Annotated in this window: 22 protein-coding genes; 8 read left to right on the top strand and 14 right to left on the bottom strand. The window is 58.7% G+C overall.

Annotated features, from left to right (window positions below; translation table 11 throughout):
• Positions 1-154: 154 nt before the first annotated feature.
• Positions 155-883 carry a 1-acylglycerol-3-phosphate O-acyltransferase gene (locus I6L35_RS03285; RefSeq protein ID WP_019446682.1) on the bottom strand — a complete coding sequence of 243 codons (729 nt, stop codon included), beginning with the start codon at positions 881-883 and terminating at the stop codon, positions 155-157.
• Positions 884-1,068: 185 nt separating this feature from the next.
• On the opposite strand from I6L35_RS03285, the gene I6L35_RS03290 reads away from it, so the two are divergent.
• Positions 1,069-1,446, top strand: a complete 378-nt coding sequence (locus tag I6L35_RS03290; RefSeq protein WP_216979528.1) for a hypothetical protein — start codon at positions 1,069-1,071, stop codon at positions 1,444-1,446.
• Between the two features lie 218 nt (positions 1,447-1,664).
• On the top strand, positions 1,665-2,408 hold the full coding sequence (locus I6L35_RS03295; RefSeq protein ID WP_216952101.1) for a DsbA family protein: 744 nt from the start codon (positions 1,665-1,667) through the stop codon (positions 2,406-2,408).
• Between the two features lie 136 nt (positions 2,409-2,544).
• On the opposite strand, the gene I6L35_RS03300 is transcribed toward I6L35_RS03295, so the two are convergent.
• On the bottom strand, positions 2,545-2,973 hold the full coding sequence (locus tag I6L35_RS03300; protein ID WP_216952102.1) for an EF-hand domain-containing protein: 429 nt from the start codon (positions 2,971-2,973) through the stop codon (positions 2,545-2,547).
• Between the two features lie 286 nt (positions 2,974-3,259).
• Here I6L35_RS03300 and I6L35_RS03305 point away from each other — a divergent pair, with 286 nt between their 5' ends.
• The 5 genes from I6L35_RS03305 (at position 3,260) to I6L35_RS03325 (ending at position 7,817) form a co-directional block, all read left to right on the top strand.
• Positions 3,260-3,544 (top strand): DnaJ domain-containing protein, encoded by a 285-nt coding sequence (locus I6L35_RS03305; RefSeq protein WP_005343121.1) that lies wholly within the window; start codon positions 3,260-3,262, stop codon positions 3,542-3,544.
• Positions 3,545-3,567: 23 nt separating this feature from the next.
• Positions 3,568-4,110, top strand: coding sequence for a hypothetical protein (locus I6L35_RS03310; RefSeq protein WP_216979529.1), 543 nt, complete (start codon positions 3,568-3,570; stop codon positions 4,108-4,110).
• 12 nt (positions 4,111-4,122) lie between these two features.
• A complete protein-coding gene (locus I6L35_RS03315) occupies positions 4,123-4,890 on the top strand; it encodes a hypothetical protein (protein WP_005343119.1) in 768 nt (255 codons plus the stop codon).
• Between the two features lie 11 nt (positions 4,891-4,901).
• Complete coding sequence (locus tag I6L35_RS03320; RefSeq protein WP_216979530.1) at positions 4,902-5,804, top strand: hypothetical protein; 903 nt, start codon at positions 4,902-4,904, stop codon at positions 5,802-5,804.
• A gap of 525 nt (positions 5,805-6,329) precedes the next feature.
• Positions 6,330-7,817, top strand: coding sequence for a peptide MFS transporter (locus I6L35_RS03325; protein ID WP_254204519.1), 1,488 nt, complete (start codon positions 6,330-6,332; stop codon positions 7,815-7,817).
• Positions 7,818-8,014: 197 nt separating this feature from the next.
• On the opposite strand, the gene I6L35_RS03330 is transcribed toward I6L35_RS03325, so the two are convergent.
• Positions 8,015-9,253 carry an MFS transporter gene (locus I6L35_RS03330; RefSeq protein ID WP_216979532.1) on the bottom strand — a complete coding sequence of 413 codons (1,239 nt, stop codon included), beginning with the start codon at positions 9,251-9,253 and terminating at the stop codon, positions 8,015-8,017.
• Between the two features lie 105 nt (positions 9,254-9,358).
• Between I6L35_RS03330 and I6L35_RS03335 the strand changes: the two genes are divergently transcribed.
• On the top strand, positions 9,359-10,267 hold the full coding sequence (locus tag I6L35_RS03335; RefSeq protein ID WP_216979533.1) for a LysR family transcriptional regulator: 909 nt from the start codon (positions 9,359-9,361) through the stop codon (positions 10,265-10,267).
• 321 nt (positions 10,268-10,588) lie between these two features.
• Here the strand turns inward: I6L35_RS03335 and I6L35_RS03340 are convergent, their stop codons facing one another.
• The 11 genes from I6L35_RS03340 to nudF all read right to left on the bottom strand — a co-directional run bounded on the left by I6L35_RS03340 (position 10,589) and on the right by nudF (position 21,935).
• Positions 10,589-11,008, bottom strand: a complete 420-nt coding sequence (locus I6L35_RS03340) for a hypothetical protein (RefSeq protein ID WP_254204520.1) — start codon at positions 11,006-11,008, stop codon at positions 10,589-10,591.
• Between the two features lie 57 nt (positions 11,009-11,065).
• Entirely contained in the window at positions 11,066-13,360 is a 2,295-nt protein-coding gene (gene parC, locus I6L35_RS03345) for a DNA topoisomerase IV subunit A (protein WP_216960723.1), read from the bottom strand.
• A gap of 83 nt (positions 13,361-13,443) precedes the next feature.
• Complete coding sequence (gene parE, locus I6L35_RS03350) at positions 13,444-15,354, bottom strand: DNA topoisomerase IV subunit B (protein WP_216979534.1); 1,911 nt, start codon at positions 15,352-15,354, stop codon at positions 13,444-13,446.
• Between the two features lie 115 nt (positions 15,355-15,469).
• Entirely contained in the window at positions 15,470-17,479 is a 2,010-nt protein-coding gene (locus I6L35_RS03355) for an FUSC family protein (protein ID WP_216979535.1), read from the bottom strand.
• Between the two features lies 1 nt (position 17,480).
• Complete coding sequence (locus I6L35_RS03360) at positions 17,481-18,347, bottom strand: HlyD family secretion protein (protein ID WP_005343109.1); 867 nt, start codon at positions 18,345-18,347, stop codon at positions 17,481-17,483.
• Positions 18,340-18,582 carry a DUF1656 domain-containing protein gene (locus I6L35_RS03365; RefSeq protein WP_139408694.1) on the bottom strand — a complete coding sequence of 81 codons (243 nt, stop codon included), beginning with the start codon at positions 18,580-18,582 and terminating at the stop codon, positions 18,340-18,342. Before I6L35_RS03365 ends, I6L35_RS03360 begins: the two co-directional genes overlap by 8 nt.
• Positions 18,583-18,778: 196 nt before the next feature.
• Positions 18,779-19,402, bottom strand: coding sequence for an NUDIX hydrolase (locus I6L35_RS03370; protein ID WP_216979536.1), 624 nt, complete (start codon positions 19,400-19,402; stop codon positions 18,779-18,781).
• A 2-nt stretch (positions 19,403-19,404) separates the two neighbouring features.
• Positions 19,405-19,992, bottom strand: a complete 588-nt coding sequence (locus tag I6L35_RS03375) for a YqiA/YcfP family alpha/beta fold hydrolase (protein ID WP_005343106.1) — start codon at positions 19,990-19,992, stop codon at positions 19,405-19,407.
• A gap of 9 nt (positions 19,993-20,001) precedes the next feature.
• Entirely contained in the window at positions 20,002-20,820 is an 819-nt protein-coding gene (gene cpdA / locus I6L35_RS03380) for a 3',5'-cyclic-AMP phosphodiesterase (protein WP_041234061.1), read from the bottom strand.
• A 22-nt stretch (positions 20,821-20,842) separates the two neighbouring features.
• On the bottom strand, positions 20,843-21,247 hold the full coding sequence (locus I6L35_RS03385) for a DUF1249 domain-containing protein (protein WP_050552205.1): 405 nt from the start codon (positions 21,245-21,247) through the stop codon (positions 20,843-20,845).
• 46 nt (positions 21,248-21,293) lie between these two features.
• Entirely contained in the window at positions 21,294-21,935 is a 642-nt protein-coding gene (gene nudF / locus I6L35_RS03390) for an ADP-ribose diphosphatase (protein ID WP_005343102.1), read from the bottom strand.

Consider the following 21,935-nt stretch of genomic DNA (forward strand, 5'->3'; position numbering starts at 1 on the left):
GCCAAGAAAGATTATTGTTGTTTTACATATAGATGGGAATTTACCGAGGAAATTCAAGAAGGGTTTATTGGTGAAAATAGCCAACCAGGTGGTGATTTTTACCAATAAAAAAGGGAGCCTGAGGCTCCCTTGTCGATTCATCTGCGATATCTAGTCAAGCTGCGTGGCTGTGGCCCAGCTTGCTGTCCAATTCGGCCAGCTTGGCCTCCATCCGGGCGCGGCAGGTGTCGGAGAGATCGCGAATGCCGCTGGCACCGTGCTCCTTGCTGCAGACAGGGGCCATCACTTCCACCAGCACTTCGCCGTTATCCCAGCGATTGAGGTCGACCTGACCGAAGTAACTGGAGCAGACGATGGGCACCACGGGCACTTCAGCCTGTACCGCAGTGTGGAAAGCGCCCGCCTTGAACGGCAGCAGGCCACGTCCCTGGGAGCGGGTCCCTTCCGGGAACATCCAGATGGAGGTGCCGCGGTTCTTGATGCGATCAACTACCTGACCTATGGTGCCGATGGCACGGGAGCGGTTGGAGCGGTCGATCAGCACGTTGCCGGAGAGCCAGAAGATAAGGCCGAACAGCGGCAGCCAGAGCAGGCTCTTTTTGCCCACGGCCACCACACCGGGCTGCACCGCACCGGTCACGGTGAAGATGTCGAAGTTGCTCTGGTGGTTGCAGACGTAGACCGCCGGGCCGACCGATTTGACCTCGTCGGCCACCGTCACCTTGACTCGCAGTCCGATCAGCGGGCAGACCGCGTGATACATGCGGGCGAAAACATAGACGTTGTTGGGATGGCGCGGACGAACCAGACAGAGCAGCAGGCCGAACAGGAACCAGAAAATGAGCAGCAGACCAAGCAGCAGCACACGGGCAATTTTGAGCATCGAACACCTCGAGTTTTAACTCGGCGCAGTATACTGATCCCCCTTTTAGCGAACAAGCGTTCGCCAAACAGAACCGACCACCCTCCCCGTCGCGCCACCCACAGTACTGCTCATCAATACGCCGCCGACTTGCCCCACCCGCCATTGGTCGTTAGGATGGCCCCATCTTGATGGACGGGGCGAACATGATTTTGCAACAACGGGTAGCGAAACATCTCCTGCTGCTGGTCTGCCTGCTGCTGCTCAATTGTGCGGCCCAGCCGCTGGCCCGGCTTGCCCTGCTTGATCAGGCGCTCAGCTGTCAGGCGCTACCCGTTCAGAACTCGACAACGGATCTGGGGGATGCCAAACCGGCCAGCCCGCAGCCAGGCAGTTGCCAGCTCAACGGCAAGTGGCTGAGCGCCGCCCCCCTGCTCTGCATCGAACAGCTCTTCTTTGCCGTGGCGGTGCTGATCGCCCTGCTGGCCCCCCTTTGGCGCTACACACCGCCACTGCCCCCACCCATAGTCATCTCGCCACCCGAACGGCGTCTGCACCTCACCCTCTGCATCTGGCGGGAATGATTCCGGCTCTTTGCCATTGGTCATGACTCATGTTTGCGAGACCATCGCCGCCTTCTTGCACCAACGGGGCACGACTGCGGAGTACTGAAAACAGATTTACGGCATGGCGTTGTTGCAGGGGAATACCTTGCTGCCCCGACGCAACCACGACGACTGCCGACTAGCTTGCACAAGGCTGGCCACTTCAGGCTGGCACTACCCGATTTTAAGGAGTATCCATGAAACCGACTCTGAGCGCCCTGCCCCTGCTGGCCTCTCTCTGCGCAACCCTGCTGGCTCCGACCCTGCACGCGGCCCCCTTCACCCCTGAACAGGAAGCACGCATCAAGGAGCTGATCCGCGAGACTCTGATCGCCAACCCCAAGATCCTCGACGAGGCGGCCGAGTCCTGGGAGAAGCAGAATGCCGCAGCCCAGGAGGCCCAGCTTGGCAACTTCATCAAGGGCAACAAGGATGTGCTGTTCAACAGCGCAACCAGCCCGCGCCTGGGTGCCAAAAACCCCAAGCTGACGCTGGTGCTGTTTACCGACTACAACTGCCCCTACTGCAAGCAGTTCGATCCCCAGCTGACCAGGCTGCTCAAGGCCTATCCGAATGATCTGGGGCTGGTGATCAAATTGCTGCCGTTCAAGGGGCAGAGCTCCGCCAAGGCAGCCCAGTACAGCCTGACCCTGTGGCAACAGGATCCCGCCCGCTTCTTCGCCCTGCACGACAAGCTGATGAGCAAGCAGGGGATGCTGACCGAGGCGGACATCAACAAGGCGCTGGCGGCCACCGGCAATGTGGCACTCAAACCGGAGGGTAAAGCCACCGAGGAGCTGCGCAACAGCCTGCGCATTGGTACCCTGCTGGGTGTACAGGGCACACCGGCGACCCTGATCGGCAACCAGCTGGTGTCGGGCGCCATCCCCTATGAGGAGCTGGAGCAGCTGGTGAAGGCAGAGCTGGCCAGGCAGAGCTAAGGTCGGGGTCGCCCGCAGGGGCAGGAAGCGCTCGCACTGCGGCAATGGTGAGCCCTCAGGTCACCCCGTCTCCATGCAAAGAGCCCGGTATCACTACCGGGCTCTTTTTTCAGGAAGGAAAGGTGACAAACCAGCTCTATTGGGCGGGCGCCATCATCCCCTGCCCGAGCCGCCCTCTGGCACTGGTACGCTCGGCTTCGTCAAGCACACCATCTCCGTTCTTGTCCATTTGGGTAAAGAGAGCCTCATGATGCGCCATGAACTGTTCCCTGGTCGTGTCCTGCATCGGCCTCATGTTGCCCATGTTCCCCATCTTGCCAGGCATGGCCTTGCCTGACTGCTGCATTGCCTCGTGCATCTTGGCCATGGCTGCCTCTCTCTCGGCAATCGAGAGGGTGCCATCCTTGTCACTGTCCTGCCGGGTGAAACGCTGCTCGGCTCTTTCCATAAACTGTGCCTTGGTAATGTCCCCCTTGATGAACATCAAGGGCTCATCGATGCTCTCATCGGCAGCGATGGCGAAACCGCCAAGCAGCACCATAGGCAGAAGATAAAATTTGAGCATGGCTGTCCATTCCTTAGTAAGGGTCTCGGTACGGCCGAGGCCAACTGACGATCGCCAGGGTAATCCCCGACGCCTCCTGTAGTGTAGTCCCAGGGTCATTCCAGACAGAGAGGCAGATCCCAAGGTGCACAGTCACGCTTTTCTGCCGGTGACTTTGCGTCCTATTCATGGCGATGAGGGGAGGTTTCCGTTAAAATGACGGGTTTTTGCCGTGCCTGGTTTGCCAATCCCCACCATCAGGCACTCGCAGCGTGAATCCTATGATGCCAGTGATGCAGGATCTGCCATGAACAACTACTTTCGGGTGCTGGGCGTCAAGTCCAACGCCAGCGAAAACGACATCAAGAAAGCCTATCGTCGGCTGTCGAACCAGTACCACCCCGACAAGCTGCACGGGGCCAGTGAAGAAGAGAAAGAGCAGGCAGCCATCAAGCTGCACCAGGTAAAGCAGGCTTATGAAGTGCTGTCCGATCCGAAACAGCGGGCCGCCTTTATCAAGGATTTCAACAACGTCATCGTGACCGACCCCGCCTCCGCCATGCAGGAGATGTGGGATCAGTTCTACCCCTGAAACAGCAGGCAGAAAGAGCAACTATGCAAAAGAGATGGGACCAGGCGCGGCTCAAGTCGCTGCAAAGCGATGCCAGCGAAAACATCGAATCCTACCGGGATCAGGACGACCCCAAGGGGCTGGAACAGTTCACCGACCAGATGAAGAGCCTGCTGCTGGCCGATATGAGCATGCTGGAGTTTATGCCCGAGTATCTGCCGCTGGCCCTCTATGGCCGGGTGCAGTTCCCGGCCAAGGCCAAGTCGCTGTGGAACAAGTGGCTCACCAGCGGCGAGCAGCCAAGCTGGGACGAGTTCAAGGTGAGCGTCGGCTTCAACAACGCCGCCCTGCCGCTGGTCAAGGCGGTGCGGGCCCAGAGCGAAGATCAGCTGATGGAAGCCTGCGCCGTGCTGTTTCTGCTCGACAACCCGCTGCCGCGCGGCAGCCACCGCGGCGATGACGACTATGAGCTGCGCGACGAAGAAGAGGAAGACGGGGAAGATGCCGACGCCGACTACCATGGCGGCAGTGACCGCTATGGTGATGACGACGGCGATCAGGATATGTACGACGAAGTCCGTTTCTAATTGGGGCAAGGCATGAGCAACAGTCTGATAGAAATTACCGCCATCGAGATCAAAGAGCTGGCCGTTATCGAGCCGAAGCAGGCCAGCGAGAAGTTCGAGCTGATCGCCAAGACCATGTCTGACGACCAGCTGGCAGAAGTGATTGAAAACATTGATATCGTTACCCTGACCCAGATTAACGGCCAGCACGATATCTCCTTCCCCTCCATCATCTCCGAGCTGATGACCCCGGAGCGGATCCGCGACATCGTCTGCCAGCAGCCGCTCTATTGGGAAGAGGCGATCAAGAACAACGCCGACGAGCTGCAACAGCACACCTTCGACTTCCTCAACTACCTGATCCGCACCCAGGATAGCGAAGCCAAGCAGCGCGAGATCCTCGAGTGCGTGGCCGAAGATCCGGCCGGTCTCTTCTACCTCGCCATCCCCTTTATCGAGTTCTATCGCGGCGATCGCTATGAAGAGGACGAAGGCTATCGCGACGTGCTGCACGCCGAAGAGGAAGACCTCGAAGAGTCCCTGCGCTACAGCGAGCGCCAGCAGAGCGAGGATGTCCACGACTACGCGCTGGATGACCCGCGCAGCCTCTTGATGCTCATTCGCGAGCTGGCCCCCGAGGTGGAGAAAGCCATCAAGGCACTGCTGCGCAACGAGCACTCCAGCTGGGACGGCATCATCAACAAGTTTGCCGCCGAGCTGGTGATGCAGGCCAAAGAGAAGAACAAGGTCGAGGAAGACGAGTACGGCGACGTCGACGACATGTTCAGCTTTCTGGATTAAGGAGCCCATTCATGCAGTTAGTCATTCGCGATGCCAACCAGGGCCCCTTTCTGAGCCAGGTGCTGCGCTTTGGCCGCGACAACGAACTCTTGAGTCAGCAACAGCTGGCCGCCATCAAGGGCAAGGCGGTTCTGATGAGCCTCAAATTCGCCGACAAGTACTACAACAAGTACAAGATGCACCTGCTGGAGCAGGCGGCCCACGACGTCATCGGCGTGGTGAGCCTCGGTCTGCAGGAGCTCTCGGCGCGGGATCCGGCCAAGGCGCTGGCGCTGCTGCAGGCGCCGGAAGGCCCCATCAAGCCGTTCCAGAAGGGCTGGTCGATGCTCATTACCGTCAGCCCCAAGCAGGCTGGCAACAGCCTCTACGGTGACGTGGATGCCCGGCTCTTGGACAAGATCTCGAGCCCGCCCGATGTGGAGGAGTGGCAAGGGTGGCAGGAGTACGAGAAGGCGCTGACCGAGCACAACAAGAGCCGCCTGATGGCACTCATCGACCAGCACTTCTTCGCCTGCGAGAGCGACCACCCCACCATGGAAGACAAGCTGGCCGAAGCGCTGCTCTACCGCATCCTCTGCGGCAAGGGCAGTGGCGCCGCCCCGCTCAAGGTGAAGCAGGATCTCAAGCGCAAACTGGCGCGGGAGATTGAGCTCGACGAGACCTGGTACGACACCGACTACCTCGCCGCCCAGCTCGCCCTGATGCTGAACGCGCTGCCCGCCGACATGGCCACCGCCCTGCGTCAGGAGCTGAGCCCGGGCTTTGTGCCCAATCTGCTCCACACCCTCGGCTTTGTGCGCCAGTACCAACTGCTGCAAAAAGAGAACGCCTCGCCGGAGAAGCTCGACAACGTCGAGATGCGCGCCGGTCTCAAGCACCCGCTGCTCGGCTGGCCGCTCTACCACGACTTCTAAGGCCGCTTTCGCCGCCCATCAGTCGCACCACAACGCCCGGCCCGCCGGGCGTTGTTATATCCTCCCCTCACCCTCTCGACAGCAAAGAGAGAACACGCGCAAGTCCCCCTGAGGCTACTCCTTCTCTTACCGATATTTATGCACTCAATGCCCAAGGATGAATAAACAACCTGCAATACAACAACTTGGCGCCAGCTGCGTTTCGGGACAACAAAGCGGGACGCAGATCCCGCTACAGCGCCATAATCGGCATTAAATAGCCGACTGGATCACATCAACCGTGCCGCAATCGCGTGGTAAGCCGAGCTACAACCACGACTCAATCGCGCATAAAAAGGCGGAATAGATCAATAAAAAGCAATTAATCGCGCCGGATTAAATTTCAGGTATGGCTATTTGCACCGCTTGGCCGCTAAATGACAGACCGGCCTTCAGACCAGCATGGAAGCGCACAAGGCTAGCCGGCAGCAGACCGGTACGCTCTCAGGACGAGTAATGATTTTCTTCTCTCACAGGAGACAGACCGTGAGCGCTTCGAATCAACACCCCACCATTCCCCCCGGCTCCGGGGCGCTGTTCTTTATCCAGACCTTCTCGACCCTGGGGTTTGCCGTGCTCTACTCCACGCTGGTGCTCTACGCCACCAAGCGGCTCGGCTTTAGCGAATCCCAGGCCAACGCCATGATGGGGGTCTTCGGGGCCTTCAACTATGGCCTGCACCTGTTTGGCGGTTATCTCGGCGGGCGCTACCTCAGCAACCGCAACCTGTTCGTGATGGGGATGGTGCTGCAGGTGATCGGCTGCTACTTCATCGCCGAGATGGGGATCACCGGCCTCTACTGGGGGCTCGCCATGTTCCTCACCGGCAGCGGCCTCAACGTCACCTGCCTCAACATGATGCTGACCCAGCGCTTCGCCCCGGATGATCACCGCCGCGAGAGTGCCTTCCTGTGGAACTACGCCGGGATGAATCTGGGCTTCTTTATCGGCTTCACGGTGGCGGGCTACTTCCAGCTCACCGAGGATTACCGCACCTTGTTCCTGTTTGCGACGCTGGGCAACATCATCGCCATCATCGCTACCTTCGCCTGCTGGCCGATTCTGGCGGATATCAGCACCCCGCTGCGCCATATCAAGGGGAGCGGTTTCTACCGCCGCATGCTGGCCGGCCTCGCCATTCTGGCCATGCTGGTGCCCGCCCTGCGTCTGCTGCTGACCCACGCCAGTTTCAGCGGCAGCTTCGTGCTGATCCTGGGGGCCGTGGTGCTGGTACTGCTCTGCGTGATGACCGCCCGCCACCCGGACGCCGCCGAGCGTAGCCGCATGGTGGCCTACCTGATCCTCGCCCTCGGCTCCCTCATCTTCTGGTCGCTCTACCAGCTGGCGCCCATGGGGCTGATGCTCTTCTCCGAGCACAACATCAACCTCAACGTGTTCGGGCTGCGGGTCGCCCCCCAGTGGATCCAGAACATCAACACCATTGTCATCGTCATCGGTGGCCCGCTGATGGCGCTGCTGTTCAAGCGGCTGCGCGAACAGGGGTGGAATATCGACATCCCCTCCCAGTTTGCCGCCTCCCTGTTTTGCATGGGGCTCGGCATGCTGGTGCTGCCGATCGGCATCCATCTGGCGGGGGCCGACGGGCTGGTCGCCTTCAAGTGGATCGCCATCAGCTATGTGCTGCAGAGCTTTGGCGAACTGCTGATCTCCCCCATCGGTTACGCCATGATCGGCAAGCTGGCCCCCGCCAGCCTGCAAGGCTTGATGATGGGCTGCTGGATGATGGTGACCGGCGTCGCCTCGGTGCTGGCGGGCTATGTCTCCAGCGCCATGCCGCAGAATATCGGCAGCTCTCCGGTGGCCACCAACCCGGGTTACAGCTCGGTGTTCAATATGCTCGGCTGGGGCTCGATGGCGGGCGGGATCGTCCTGCTGTTGCTGGTGCCCCGCCTGCGCCTGCTGATCGCCTCGAAAATCACCCCGCCACCGGCGGCGACAGCCATTCCTGTCTAATTGGATTCGGGCCAACCATTTCAGTAGCCCCTGCCAGCGCGAACGGTTGAATCGGCAATGCAGCTGATAATGCGAAGGGCCCCGCCATCATGGATGGCGGGGCCCTCTTTTTTGGCGGGATGGATGACCCTAATCTGGCTGGCGAGCCCCCGTTTAGGCTTCGTCAATCAAGCCTATGTCCCCACAGGTCTCGTTTCTCAAACATCCGATTTTGGGGTTCCCAAACGCAGCAGCTTGAGCAATCGATATAGAAAAAGTGGCTGAATAATCGTCAACACTATGGTTAGCCAAGCCAATAGAGTTATGTTGCCAAGGTGACCATCGACATTTGTTAAAATCATCGAAGAGACGACGGCAGCCGAGCCACTGAATATATGTTGAAAAACATTTTGCAATGACATGAATCCCGCCCTTTCCCAAGGCGCTGCCACTTGACTATTAACAGCAGCAACGGTGATCGTTCGGGTCGATGTAACCACCACGAATAACGTGAAAATCACTATGGTCGGCAACCAAGGCTCATGCAAAAAACCATCCCAAACAACCGCTATCGTCAATGCCCCTATCAAAATCGTCACTTTCATTGCGCCAAAACGGTCAATAAACAATCCGCCAAGCTGCATTGAAAACAGGCTAAATATACCACCCATGACATAGTAATAACTCATATCACCACGAGGGACATCAAGGTTAAATTGAAAATAAGCAGCTATGTTGGGAACAATAAGGAAGGTGCTGAAAATTGCCAACCCAATTGCCATAAACGCATTCAACACCACAGGTCGCTTCAACATTTCAATGGATGAAAAAGCCTTCTGACTCAATCCCAAGTGGGCCGTCATCCCGGGCAGCCTTGTATATACCGCCACGCAGACACATAATCCCAAGCCACCTAAAACATAGAAAGGTGCACTCCATCCTTTTGACATTGCCAGCTCCAATCCCAACGGCACACCGGCAATCGCTGACAACGAAAACGCCCCCATCACGATGGCCATCGCTCGGCCACGTTGCTGTACAGGCGTAGCATCCGCAACGATCGCCAGAGCAATGGATGTTGCAGGACCGGCAAACATACCGGCCAGCAAGCGGGTAAAGAATAAACTTTCCATATCCCATGCCAAAGCGCAGGCCCAAGTGGATAGCGAGATCCCCAACAATGTGATCAGTGCAACATGCTTTCTATCAAATAGGTCGAGATATCTGGCACATAACAACGATGATAGTGCGGCTGCCAGTGCATACCCGCCTCCTAAATATCCTATATAGGTTGGACTTATATTTAGTGCGCGAGATAAATCAGGCCCGAGAGGCATAATCATCATGAAATCAAGTGCACTGACCAATTGAATCAATGCCGCCAACCAGACAACGTTAAAATCCATAACCGAACAATTACTGTGAGTTTTTTCACCCACATTATTTTTATCTAGCATAATAATGTTTACTCTCAATCTTTAGAGATAGAAAGTATACCCACTATCACATTTTAATTTTATTCGTTAAAATGGCATGAATTGTTATCAGATTAGGGATAATCAATGCGTACCGGCATGGAATTGAATGCGCTGAAAATTTTCATTGCAGTGGTTGAAAACAGCAGTTTTGTCGGTGCATCTAAAGCCCTTCAAATCCCCACCTCAAATGTGAGTCGCAGTATTTCTCAATTGGAAGAAGCCTTGAATCTTCAACTGATTGAACGCTCAACCCGCCATATGAAGCTCACACAGTCAGGGCAACTGCTCTATACCCGAGTAAAACCACTGCTGGAATCACTGGAGCAAACCGAGGCTGAATTGACATCACAGCAGATTCAGCTGAAAGGGCCATTACGCATCTGTATCCCCAATGAGGCTGGGCCAAAACTGCTCGGTACTGCCATTGCCGACTTTGCCTGCCAACATCCTGAAATAACGATCAGCTGCATTACCAATCTCTCCGGACTTGAATCATTAAGAGAGGATTTGGACATGGCAATCATCATTCACAGAGGCAAGATGGATGATTGCGATTACATAGCCAGCCATTTGACCACCATTCCCTGTACTGTTGTTGGCTCCCCGTCATTGATTCAGAAGTGGGGGCTTCCCAACCACACATCACAACTCAAAACTCTCCCCTGCATAACAACGGTGAGCGCTCTGAAAGGGATGCCTTGGCAATTTACTCGCACGAGCAGTGAATTTTCCACCATTCAGGTGAATGAACACTACCGGGTCAATAGTGGCGAACTGGCGTTAAAAGCAGCAATAGCCGGTGTAGGTTTTGCCATTCTTGCCAAGGTATCTTGCCAGGAGTTTATTGATGATGGCAGCTTGGTTGAAATTGAACTTGAGCTACCCGCTGCCCCATTACAGTTGTTTGCTGTTTATGCAAACCGCCAATATCTTCCTGCTAAAACACGTGTATTTATTGAGTTAATTCGACAAAACATCATTAGTTATCAGTAGCTAAAGTCCAAAACTAAATGGCCTACGCTAGCGTTTATCGTTTGCGTAGGCCTGATTACGCTTCGTTAATCAGACCTACAGCCTTATAAAGGCCTGTGCAAAACTAACTCACTTTCAACACTTCTTTACCATAGTGAGTTTCACATTGTACATATTCTAATAGCGCATACAGTTTATCAGGTTCATTTCTTATAACCTTCAAACTATCCATTGTCGTTTCCCTTGGTGAAACCTTTGTTAAAAATAGCTCGCCATAAATCTCATTTTGCAAACATGATATGAGATCTCTGGTGAAACACGATATTTCTCTAGATACCCATTCTAACTTACTAAAAAGTCATTTTTTTCAAGATATGGTTGTTCCCTAGAAAGCTCGTATAATTTTGCTTGAATCATGAAACGAGTTGTTCTAAATAACAAAGGATTTAAAATTTCGTGGCATTCCAATTCTTTGCAAAACAAATACGTGACATGCTCAAGCTGCATTGCGTAATCCATTCTTTTAGGGAGGTCAACCTCATGTCCATCCGCTTTATTAACACGCCATATCAACGCTTTTAAAGATAGTTCATCACAAGTAGATGTCAGTGCATTGGAAACAGAGAGCAATTGTTCAAATATTTTAATTTGATGTTCTTTTTTAAAGTTAGCTCTTCTTTCCCGTTGAGCTTGATAAATTGGGACAAACAATCCAAAAAAAGCTAAAAAGACAGGTGAAAAGTCCTTTATAAAATCGTACATGAAATCACCAAAAAAATTTTATAATAAAAAAGGCGCTTTCGCGCCCTTCAATATTAATTACCCTTCCTGATTTTCCCCGGCTACCGGTTCGGTTCCCGCGGCGGGTTCAATCTCAATACGATCCACCCGCTGCAAACCGCGGGGCAGCTTGGCGCCGCGGCGGCCGCGCTCGCCGCGGTAGTAGTCGAGATCCGAGGGTTTGAGGGTGAGCTTGCGCTTGCCGGCAAACAGGGTGACCGACTGACCCTGCGGGATGACGGCGGCCATTACCACAAACTCCTCCCGTGCTTTCACCCGAGCCGACGGAATGCTGATGAGCTTGTTGCCCTTGCCCTTGCCGAGTACCGGCAGGGTGTTGAGCGGGAACAGCAGCATGCGCCCCTCGTTGGAGATAGCCATGCAGAGATCGGTCTCCGGCGAGCCGATCTTCTGGGGTGCCATCACCTGACCCCCTTCCGGCACGGTGAGCAGCGCCTTGCCGTTCTTGTTCTTGCCGATGAGGTCGTCATAGGTGCAAACAAAGCCGTAACCGGCGTCGCTGGCGATCAGATACGGCTCGCCTTCGTTACCCATCACCAGATGACGCACCTCTTCACCGGCACCCAGCGCAAAGCGGCCGGTAAGCGGCTCGCCCTGACTGCGGGCGGAGGGCAGAGTGTGCGCCTCCAGCGAGTAGGTGCGGCCAAAGCTCGACAGGAACACCGCCTGCTGGTTGCTGCGGCCAAAGGCGTGGGTGAGGTAGTTGTCCCCCGCCTTGTAGGAGAGCCCCTCGACATCCACGTCGTGGCCCTTGGCGGCGCGCACCCACCCCTTGTCGGAGAGGATGACGGTGACCGGCTCGCTCGGCACCAGCTCTTTCTCGGTCAGCGCGACGGCGGTGGCACGCTCCACCAGCGGGGTGCGACGATCGTCGCCGTACTTCTCGGCATCGGCCAGCAGCTCTTTCTTGAGCAGGGTGTTGAGACGGCGCTCGGAGCCCAGGATCAGCTCCAGCTTGTCGCGCTCTTCGGCCAGTTCGTTCTGTTCGGCACGCAGCTTGAACTCTTCGAGCTTGGCCAGATGGCGCAGTTTCAGCTCGAGGATCGCTTCGGCCTGGGTCTCGGTAATGTTGAAGCGCTCCACCATCACCTTGCCCGGCTCATCCTCGGTGCGGATGATCTCGATCACCTCGTCGATGTTGAGATAGGCGATCAGCAAGCCTTCGAGGATATGCAGGCGAGCCAGCACCTTGTCGAGGCGGAACTGCAGACGGCGACGCACGGTCTCGCGGCGGAACTGGATCCACTCGCTGAGGATGGTCTTGAGGCACTTCACCTGCGGCCGGTTGTCGAGGCCGAGGATGTTGAGGTTGACCCGGTAGTTCTTCTCCAGATCCGTGGTGGCGAACAGGTGGGCCATCAGCCCCTCTACATCCACCCGGTTGGAGCGCGGCACGATCACCAGACGGGTCGGGTTCTCGTGGTCAGATTCATCGCGCAGATCGGTGACCATCGGCAGCTTTTTCGCCACCATCTGGGCGGCGATCTGCTCCATGATCTTGGCGCCGGAGGCCTGATGGGGCAGCGCTGTGATGACGATGTCGCCATCCTCCTCGCTCCAGACCGCCCGCTGCTTGATGGAGCCCTTGCCGGTCTCGTAGATTTTGCGGATATCGTCGCGCGGGGTGATGATCTCGGCGTTGGTCGGGTAGTCCGGCCCCTGAATGTGCTGCATCAACACATCGAGCCCCGCATTGGGGTTGTCGAGCAGCTCGGCACAGGCGTAGGCCACTTCCCGCGCGTTGTGGGGCGGGATGTCGGTCGCCATGCCCACCGCGATACCGGTCACCCCGTTGAGCAGGATGTGCGGCAGGCGGGCAGGCAGCACCACCGGCTCCTTCATGGTGCCGTCAAAGTTCGGCGTCCACTCCACCGTGCCCTGGCCCAATTCGGAGAGCAGCAGCTCGGAGAAGCGCGACAGGCGCGCCTCGGTATAACGCATGGCGGCGAAGGATTTGGGATCGTCCGGCGCCCCCCAGTTGCCCTGACCATCCACCAGCGGGTAGCGGTAGGAGAAGGGCTGGGCCATCAGCACCATGGCTTCATAACAGGCGCTGTCGCCGTGGGGGTGGTACTTACCCAGCACATCACCCACGGTACGGGCGGATTTCTTGTGCTTGGACAGCGCCGACAGACCCAGCTCGCTCATGGCGTAGATGATGCGCCGCTGCACCGGTTTGAGGCCATCGCCAATATGCGGCAAGGCCCGATCCATGATGACGTACATGGAGTAGTTCAAGTAAGCCTGTTCGGTAAAGGTGCGCATTGGCTGGCGCTCTACCCCGTCCAGACTGAGCTCGATAGCATCACTCATGTGATTTTCTCTTTCGGTTCGGGAGCCGCCACAGGGCGACTCCGGCTAAATGCTTGCTGGCCCTGTGCGGGCCAGCCTACAGCTTAGATGATGGCGAGGTTGCCCTTCTCTTCGAGCCATTCGCGGCGATCACCCGCCCGCTTCTTGGCCAGCAGCATGTCCATCAGCTGCAGGGTCTCGTCAGCCGCATCCCCTTCGCTCTCCCCTGCCGGCTCCATGGTGAGCTGCACCAGACGGCGGGTGTTGGGATCCATGGTGGTTTCCCGCAGCTGTTTCGGGTTCATCTCACCCAGACCCTTGAATCGGGTCACCATCACCTTGCCCTTCTTCTTCTCGGCTTCGACCCGCTGCAGCACCCCGTTCTTCTCGTCCTCGTCGAGGGCGTAGTAGACCTCTTTACCAATATCGATCCGGTAGAGGGGCGGCATGGCGACATAGACGTGGCCTTTCTCCACCAGCGTGCGGAAGTGTTTCACAAAGAGGGCGCAGAGCAGGGTGGCGATGTGCAGACCGTCCGAGTCCGCATCCGCGAGGATGCACACCTTGCCGTAGCGCAGACCGGAGAGGTCGTTGGAGTCGGGGTCGAGACCGATGGCCACGGAAATATCGTGCACCTCCTGCGAGGCGAGCACCTGACCGGCCTCCACCTCCCAGGTGTTCAGGATCTTGCCGCGCAGGGGCATGATGGCTTGAAACTCGCGATCCCGCGCCTGCTTGGCACTGCCGCCCGCGGAGTCACCCTCCACCAGGAACAGTTCGCCCTGCATGGGGTCGGCGCAGTTACAGTCAGTCAACTTGCCGGGCAGGGCCGGGCCCTGGGTAATCTTCTTGCGCACCACCGTCTTGGCGGCGCGCATCCGGCGCTGGGCGCTGGAGATACAGATCTCGGCGATCTGCTCCGCCAGCTCGGTGTTGCTGTTCAGATAGAGGCTGAAGGCATCCTTCACCACGCCGGAGACAAACGCAGAGCTCTGGCGGGAGGAGAGCCGCTCCTTGGTCTGACCGGCAAACTGCGGATCCTGCATCTTGATGGAGAGGATGTAGGCGCAGCGATCCCAGATATCTTCCGGGGTCAGCTTGACCCCCCGCGGCAGCAGGTTGCGGAACTCGCAGAACTCGCGCATGGCGTCGAGCAGGCCCTGACGCAGGCCGTTGACGTGAGTACCGCCCTGCGCGGTGGGAATGAGGTTCACATAGGATTCGGCGAGGCATTCGCCCCCTTCCGGCAGCCAGCAGAGCGCCCAGTCCACCGCCGACTGTTCGGAGCTGAACGAGCCGATAAAGGGCTGCTCCGGCAGGCAGGTGTACTGCTTGACCGCATCGATCAGGTAATCCTTGAGGCCATCTTCGTAGCACCACTCCAGCTTGATGCCGGTGTTCTTGTCGAGGAACTTGATGGTGAGGCCGGGGCAGAGCACCGCCTTGGCTTTGAGCAGGTGCTCCAGCTTGGTGACCGAGAATTTGGGCGAATCGAAATAGCTCGCCTGCGGCCAGAAGCGCACCCGGGTGCCGGTGTTGCGACGACCGCAGGTACCGGTGATGGTCAGCTCCTGCACCTTCTCACCGCGCTCGAAGGCGATGTCGTAGACCTGACCGTCGCGACGTACCGTCACCTCGACCCGATCGGAGAGGGCATTTACGACCGAAATACCCACCCCGTGCAGACCGCCGGAGAACTGGTAGTTCTTGTTGGAGAATTTGCCGCCCGCGTGCAGCTTGCAGAGGATCAGCTCCACCCCGCTGACCCCCTCTTCCGGGTGGATATCGACCGGCATGCCGCGGCCATCGTCGATCACTTCGAGGGACTGGTCTTCATGCAGGATCACCTCCAGATTGCGGGCGTGACCTGCCAGCGCTTCATCGACGCTGTTGTCGATGACCTCCTGGCCGAGGTGGTTGGGCCGGGTGGTGTCGGTATACATGCCGGGGCGACGACGCACCGGTTCAAGGCCATTGAGGACCTCAATGGCATCCGCATTGTATTGAGTAGACATGGAGGGCCTTGCGAATTGACGTTTGGGGAGAATCTTACTCGTTGGGAGGGTATTGGACAAACTTGGCTGCGGGAAAGGGTGATCCGGAGGGGATTGTGCCCCTCCCAAGGCTGTTTCAGCTCCCCTCGGCGGGGCCCGGCAGCGCCTGTTGCAGCTGGGAGAGCGAACTTTGCAGCCGCCACACCATGCCTGCCAGCTCTCGCGCCGTGCCATCGCCATGGTTGGCCAGCCCCTGACTGATCCGCTGCAGCTCGGCCAGCGTGCGGTCGAGGGAAGCGTGCTGCACCCCCTGCTCGGTGAGGATCCCCTTCAGGCTACGGATACAGTTGTCACGCACCAGATAGAGAGGATGCTCGTCACCGCGCCACTGGCGCAGCTGCCAGACGATATGGCTGCAGTTGAGCAGCACCACGCCCCAGCGCAATACCCACATACGGGCGGTCTGCTCCTGACTCTGACCGAGCTGGCTGATGCAGTGGTAGATCAGCGACTCGAACTGGCTCTCACTCTGGCGCGGGGCCGGCTCCAGCTGATCCATGAAGTGGCGGCGCAGGGAGCGGATAATGCGGCGGCTCTTGCGCCGATCCGAGCTGGGTCGCAACAGCTGAAACGCCAGCGCGGCGCTCATCACCCCCATCATCTGGGCGAGGCTGCTGTTGATGAACTGCTGATAGTCGTAGCTGGGCGGATTGGTGATGGCGAGAAACGAGCCGAGCAGCACGATCATCTGGCCCCAGAGGCCCGCCTGCCGCACCTGCTGCTGTTTGCAGAGCTGCATGGAGAGCAGCGCCGGAAAGAGCAAGAGGCAGAAGACCCAGAAATCGTCGATGCGGATCATCAGGCCAAACTTGACCGCAAAGCAGATGAGGCTGAGCAGCAGGATCGCCCTGAGCATGGTGTTGGCCCCCTGAGCCGGCGCCGGGGTCGCCGAGTAGAGCACGCAGCAGATGGAGAGCATGGTGAGCGCCGAGCTGCCCGCATCCCACTGACTGTTGATCCAGAAAGTGCAGCCGAGCAGCACGCAGAGGAAGGTGCGCCCGCCGTTGTAGGCGGCCTCCAGCGTGTCGGTATGGCTGGTGAGAGAGGTGTGACGGGGCGGCGCCGGCCACTCCTGATCGTCGTAGCGGGTCAACCGGTCGAGCCAGCGCTGACACTCCAGATAGCTCCAGCAGAAATGGCGCAGCCGCAGCAAAAAGGTGCGCAGCCGGTAATCATGCTCGCTGGTCGGCATCAGGGGAGCCAGCAACCTCGCAACCCGATACTTGTCGCACTCCGGCTTGCCAAGCTCGGCCAGCAGGGTGGCGAGCAGCGCCTGAATGCCTTCCGGTTGTTCCGGCCAGTTGTGCAGCATGCGGCGCTGGCTGGAGATAAGGCTGATGAGCCGCAGCTGGCGATGGAGCAGGAAGTTGAGCAGCCGGTTCTGGCGCCGCAACCGATGATGGCTCCAGACCGCCTGTATGCGCAGCACGTTCATGGTGAGGATCTGGCCGATCAGCCCTTCGTGGGAACTGCGCACCTCGGGCGTCATCTCCCCCAGCCAGAGCAGCTGGGCATGTTCCAGCAGGCGGGTCTGGCTCTTGCGCAGGGAGTCCAGCAGGGTTTCGCTATCCGAGGTGCTGGGCAGGATCATCATCATCAGACCGCCGCAGAGGATACCGATGATCACCTCGCTCACCCGCGCCTGGGCAATATCGAAGATATGGTGGGGATCCGCCACATTGACGCAGGAGAAGGCGATGATGGCGGCAGTGTAACCGCCGAGGGCGAAGGCGTAGGAGACGTTGTTCTGATAGTGGTTGGAGATGTAGGTGCACAAGCCCAGCCAGAGGGCGATGAGGAAGCTGAACAGCCAGGGATCGCTGATGCCAAGACCGGTGATCACCACCGCCGCCATCGCCCCCATCAGGCTGCCAACCACCCGCCCCAGACTCTTGCTGATCACCCCGCCCACAGTGGGAAAACTCACCACGGCGGCCGAACTCATCGCCCAGTAGGGGGAGTCGAGCTGCAGCACGAAGGCCAGCCAGAGCGACAGGCACATGGCCAGCGCGTTGCGCAGGGCATAACGCCACTGCCCCCCTGTCGCCTTCCCCCAGGGGGTACGCAGCCAGAATGACTCGCTCACCCTACTCGCCAATGGTGATGGTGCAGGTGGTGCCGGCGATCAGCGTCACGTCCGCCGGCACATCCAGCAGCTTGATCCGCACCGGCACCCGCTGGGCCAGCCGCACCCAGGGCACGTTGGGTTTGACGTCGATCAGCAGACCGTTGCCGCCATCGACGCTCTGATCGTGGATGGCGCGCCCTATGCTCTCCACCTCGCCGCGCAACCGCTGCTCACCGCTGTAGAGCACCACTTCGGCCGGTTTGCCCGGCGCTATGTGGCCAAGCTTGGTCTCTTCAAAGTAACCCTGTACATAGAAGGAGTGAGTATCCACCAGCGCCACCAGCGGCACACCGGCGCTGGCGTAGTTGCCGACCCGGGTCTGCAGGTTGGTGATGTAGCCATCGCTCGCGGCATGCACCCGGGTCTTGGCCAACGACCACTCCGCCTTCTCCAGATTGGCCTGTGCCACCTGATAGGCCGCCTGCATCGCCTGGGCATTGAGGCGCGCTTCATCCATCGTCTCGGCGGAGATGACGCTGCGCGACAGGCCACTGCGGCGGTTCGCCTCATGCTCGGCCTTGTCGAGATCCGATTTCGCCTTGGCCAGTGCCGCCCGGGCATTATCGAGGGCGATCCGGTAGGGCTCGGGGTCGAGCGTAAAGATCTCCTCCCCCGCTTTCACCAGCTGGTTGTCCTTCACCGCGATCTTGATGATCTTGCCCGACACCTCGGGGGTAATGCTGACCAGCTCGGCGCGCACCTTGCCATCCCGGGTCCAGGGCCCCTGCATGTAGTAGTTCCACAGCCACCAGCCCGCCGCCAGCGCCAGCGCGCAGACCAGCAGGGTGGAGAAGTATTTGAGGGTCGCGAGAGGTGATTTAGCCATGTAACAGCATCCATAAAGCGCCGCTGACGGCGAGGATAAAGAGAGAGAGATCCATCAACATGGGGTGCCAGACATCCCCGCCATAGAGCCAGTCACGCAGCAGATGATGCACCGGCAGCCAGCAGAGCAGGCCGAGCAGCACCGCCTTGAACAGCGGCGGAAAGTAGAGAGAGGCGCCCAGTACCAGATCCGGCAGCGCAGAAGGAGTTGTCACAAACGTGTTCCCTGTTGGCAGTGAAGTTCAGAAGAGTTCGGCCATCCCCTGCCCCGGGCGAGGCAAAGTAAACAGGCCGCTAAAGATTAACACTGCCCCGCAGGGCGCAACAGGAACATATGAGCCCCTTTCGTTCAGGCCTGTCGATCCGCTGGATGGTGCACTCCATCGCGCGTCGGCACCTCCCCCAGCTCGAACGGGTTCACTTCCTCAGATGTCAATCAAACAGGGTATCGCGCCGCCCCTGCTGCAAGTGCTCATGGAGGGTGCGCAGCTGGGAGGCCACCACCCGATGGCGGGAGAGCGGGGGCAAGTCGTCGATGGGGAAGTACCCCGCCCCTTTGGTTTCATCGGTTTCGCCCAGCAGCTGGCCGCCGGTCACCTCGCACAGGAAGAAAGCCTTGTGGGCGTGGGGCAACTGGGGTGGATGAGGGTGTTTTAGCTTGTCGAACAGGGCCAGCAGTTGCACCGCCCGACACGCAAGGCCGGTTTCCTCAACGGCTTCACGCACCACGGCATCCGCCGGCGAGTCACCGATATCGCACCAGCCACCGGGCAGAGTCCAGCAGTCGTCGCTGCGCTCCTGCACCAGCAGAATATGGCCCGCATCGTTCTGAATGAAGGCCCGCACATCGAGCTTGGGGGTGGGATAACCGTGATCGAGGGCAATCCAGTCGCTAATGGCTTCCGGCGCCAGCTCGCTCTGGCTGGCAATAAGGGCCACGGTGGCCGCTCGCAGCGCCTCGAAACGGCCGATATCGAAGGGGTCTTTGGAGTAGGTGAGGCCCGCTTGCGCCGTGGCCAGTACCTGTTCCAGAAAGGCGGACAACGGCGGTTGCATGATTAAAGCCCGAGGAAACGGATAATCTGGGCGGGGTAACGCTCAAACGCGACAAAGGCGTGGTTGCCGCCGCACTCCAGCGAGAGGCGGGCAAAACGGTATTCATCCAGCGCCTTGCGATAGTCGAGCACCTCATCTCCCTGCTGCTGCAGGATCCAGAGTCGCTCCGGCGCCGTCACCGGTACCGCCAGCGCTCGCAGCTCATCCATATGTTCAGGCAGCAGCTGGTACTGCTCACCCGTATAGGGATTGGTCTGGGGGCCAAGGTAGTCACAGAGCAGCTCATGCGGGCGCACCGCGGGATTGATTAGGGCCGCGCGGCAGCCGTACTGCTCGCTGACCCGGGTCGCCATAAAGCCACCGAGGGAGCTACCCACGGCGCCGAGCTTGAATTCACTACCATAGCGGCTCTGCAAATTGGCAATGGTCTGTTCGATGGCCGCCCAGGCTGCCGCTGGCGTATTGGGCTGGGCCGGGATCACCACCTCTATATCGGGTCGGTTGGTGGCCACCCAGGCCGCCATCTGCTGCGCCTTGGCGGAACCGGGTGAGGAGTTGAAACCGTGCAGGTAGAGGAGAACGGGCTTCATGGCGACTCCTCAATAACCGGTGGCATTGGGGTCGGGCACAAACTGCCCCACCGGCAGACGCCACACCTGGCTGGCGATACGGCCATCAGGGTAGAGGGTGAGGTAGCGCCAGCCCGGGCCGGACTCGTCCAGCGCGAAACCGTCACAGAGCGGTTTGAACTGGATGCAGGTCGATGGGCTGGCGATCAGCCGCACGCCGCGGTGCACCTCGTCAAACTCCTGATGGACGTGGCCAAACAGAATGGTCTTCTGCTGCGGGTGGCGAGCCAGCACGGCAAACAGGTCATCGGCATTCTTGAGATTGTGCTGATCCAGCCAGGCACAACCCACCGGCACCGCCTGATGGTGCAGGGCGATGAGGGCGTGGCGATCCGGATACTGGCGCAGAGCACGGTCGAGCGCTTCCAGCTGGTGATCACCGATCATGCCGTGGGGTTTGCCACGCACCTGGGTGTCGAGCAGGATCACCTGCCAGTGGTTTCCCACCAACTGCTTGGACTCACTGATCCCGGCGGCATGGAGGTATTCGGTCATCAGCGGACTGTCATCGTGATTGCCTGGCAACCAGTAGATGGGGCGGCCAAGAGGCGCCATCATGGAGGCAAAACGCAGATAGGATTCCGGGCTGTGATCCTGCGACAGATCGCCGGTCGCCAGGATCACCTCGTAGGGATGGTCGTTGGCCTGCACCTGTTCCAGCACGGCAGCCAGACTCTCTGCTGTACGCACGGCCAGCAGCCGTCCCTCTTCACTGGCAAAGAGATGGGTATCGGTAATTTGCAACAGGCGCACACTGCCGTCCTGCGCCTGGGGGAGCTCTGTTTCCAAAATCACGCTTCTTTATATTTGTTCAACTGGAGATATTGATGGGGCTGGTGCCATGCCTGAGACAAAATTTCAGCCATTCGGCCAGAAACAGATTTACCTGCTCCTTTTCATCCCGCTGGTGCATCTTTTTGTTGGGGTAATCATAACGTGGTTGCAAACGGGAAATCTGTTGCGCTGCACACACTTCCGCCATCCGCACATCATGATACAAACGAATCTCGATTTGAGCCTGCAGATATTCGGGCAACTCGGGATTGTGCTGACTCAAAAGAACCTGAGAAGTGAAGCGACTCTCGCCACAAATGGTGAGCTGGAACTGCAGATCGTTGCCAACACGATAGCGGCGTTCAGATCCGACTTCCCCATCTGGCGGCAGCAGTTTCATCAGCGCCATGTAATTGACCTCGCAGGTACGCTGCAAGGACATCAGATCAGGCACATAGCGCCTGCTCTGTTGCTGGGTCTGAGCCAACTCAGCGCTCCGCCAACCAGCGGGCGCGCAACTCGCCGTGGTTGAGGGCCAGCCACTGCAGGGCGATGACCGAGGCGGCGTTGTCGATGCGCCCCTCTTTCAGCCAGGCGTAGGCCTGCTCGCGGCTCACCACGTGGACCCGGATATCCTCGCCTTCATCCGCCAGACCGTGCAAACCGCTCGCCTTGCTGGCATCCACCTCGCCCACATAGACCTCGATCCGCTCGGTACTGCCGCCCGGGCTCACCAGATAGCTGATGGCATGTTCGCAGCGAGCTACCTCGATCCCTGCTTCTTCCACCGCTTCGCGACGCACCACCGCCTCGGCAGTCTCACCTTCGTCGATAATGCCGGCCACCAGCTCCAGCAGCCAGGGGGTCGGGCTGGTCTCCATGGCGCCGATGCGAAACTGCTCCACCAGCACTATCTGGTCGCGCACCGGATCATAGGGGAGCAGCGCAGCAGCATGGCCCCGTTCAAACAGCTCGCGTACGATGGGCTGATTCCAACCACCAGCAAATAACCTGTGCTGCAGGCGATAGACGTTCACCTTGAAAAAGCCGTTATATCCAGCTGATTTTTCAATGATTTTCACATCATCAGCGGCATAGTGCCGATCTTGCGGCAAGGGTTGCTGCGACAT

This window comes from Aeromonas sp. FDAARGOS 1405 (genome assembly GCF_019048265.1).
Lineage (GTDB): Bacteria > Pseudomonadota > Gammaproteobacteria > Enterobacterales > Aeromonadaceae > Aeromonas > Aeromonas veronii_A.